Consider the following 2130-nt stretch of genomic DNA (forward strand, 5'->3'; position numbering starts at 1 on the left):
CCAAACGGCTACTTGTTAGAGGGTGCATATATGCAGGCTGGCGATAAGTCCGAACAGATAAAAGGCTTATATGTAACACAGATTACCGAGGACGGCGACCTTGCCGTACTATCTGGAAGTAACCAGTTTTCCGTATCAGACAAGGTTATCCGTGGCGGTGTGAAAATTCAGAAACGAGATTTAGAAACGGGCGACACGAAGCCACAAGGAAGTGCAACCTTGAAAGATACTGCCTTTGACATCATTTCCTTAAATGATAATGCGGTATTGGTTGAGGGCAAGTTATACAAGAAAAATGAAGTGGTAAAAACAATTCGTACAGATATTGAGGGTGTCGCTTCTACTTCTTCTGACCTCTTACCTTATGGAAAATTCCGTATCATTGAGAGTGAAGCTCCAGACGGATATTTGACAGACGGTGCAAAGCCGATTGATTTTGCAATCACAGAAAATGGAAAAATCGTGGACTTAACCGACGAAGCCCATTCTATCTACAATCAGATTAAGCGTGGAGATATTGAGGGCGTGAAAATCGGTGCAGGCACACACAAGCGTCTTGCTGATGTTCCCTTTAGGATCCCAAGCAAGACGACGGGCGAAAGTCATGTTGTCGTAAATGATGATAACGGGCAATTCTCCACTTCTGCTGACTGGGCTTCTCTCAAGCACAATACCAACGGAGGAAAGACCAGCGAGGTCGGTGTGTGGTTTGGACCTTCTGAACCAGACGACAGCAAAGGGGCGTTGCCTTATGATACTTATACCATTGAAGAATTGAAATGTGAAAACAACAAAGGCTTAGAACTTATCCCACCTTTTGAAAGCGTGGTATCAAGAAATAACCTTGTGATTGATTTAGGGACTTTGACTGATGAATACGAAAAAGAAATCTCTATCCATACCACAGCGACCAGTAAGGACGGCGAAAAGACAATCCTTGCAGGAAAAGAGGTTACGATTGTTGATACTGTAAAATTAGACGGACTTACAAAAGGTACAAAATATCAGCTCAAAGGCTGGCAGATGTTAAAGGAAGAAAACGCCGAGCTTATCATTGACGGGAAACGTGTGGAAAATGACTATACGTTTGTCGCTGATGATGAAGAAATGAAAGTGAAAATTTCCTATACATTTAATGCGTCTGCTTTAGGTGGCAAGAACCTTGTTACCTTTGAAGAATTGTATGATTTAAGCAATCCAGACGAACCCGTGAAAGTTGCGGAGCATAAGGATATTGAGGACGACGGGCAAACGGTACTTATCACAGAGCGTATCATCAAAATTCATACAACTGCTACCGATAAGGACGGCAACAAGGAGCTTGAAGCAGGAAAAGAGGTAACAATCATTGATACCGTAACTTTAGAGGGCTTAGAAGTCGGTACACAGTATAAACTTGTAGGCTGGCAGATGTTGAAAGAAGAAAATGCAGAGCTTCTTATCAATGGAAAACGTGTGGAAAGTGATTACACCTTTACAACAGACAGCGAAACTATGAAAGTGGAAGTTGCCTTTACCTTTGACGCTACTACTCTTGACGGCAAACAGCTTGTAACTTTTGAAGAATTGTACGATTTGAGCAATCCAGACGAGCCGAAGAAAGTTACCGAGCATAAAGACATTGCGGACGAGGGACAGACGATTACCTTTAAGGAAAAACCAGAAGTCCCAGAAGAACCCGAAACACCACCGACACCAGAAAAGCCTAACAGACCGAGCGACAGTCCCAAAACGGGCGATAACACCAACCTTTACGGACTGCTTGCACTTCTTATGACTTCTGGTGCTGGACTGGCAGGTATCTTCTTCTACAAACGCCGTAAAATGAAGAAATCATAAGGCGGTAACGGTATGAGGAAAGAAAAATCACGCTCTCCGCTGAAGCTGTCAAACGGCAGACTTTTGCTTATTCTGGCTTGTCTGCTTACGACCTGCAAGAACACGGATAGTCAAGGGTGCGAAGCATTGATTTTACCCTTTACTATCTGTGGGATTGCTGGTACTTCCCAAACTGCCAGAATAAGAAATCACAATCAATTTATCAAAAATAGAAAGAAACGAGGTAAAACAATATGGAAATGAAATATGTCGTGCCAGATATGGCACAGTCTTTTGGAACTCTTGAATTTG

1 pseudogene is annotated in these 2130 nt (G+C 42.8%); it reads left to right on the forward strand.

The features are described 5' to 3' along the window. Window positions 1-1839: pseudogene (locus DWW13_RS18310) on the forward strand (SrtB-anchored collagen-binding adhesin); the annotation flags it as partial. Window positions 1840-2130 lie beyond the last annotated feature (291 nt).

It is taken from the genome of Blautia sp. AF14-40 (genome assembly GCF_003479665.1).
GTDB classification, from domain to species: Bacteria; Bacillota; Clostridia; order Lachnospirales; family Lachnospiraceae; genus Fusicatenibacter; species Fusicatenibacter saccharivorans.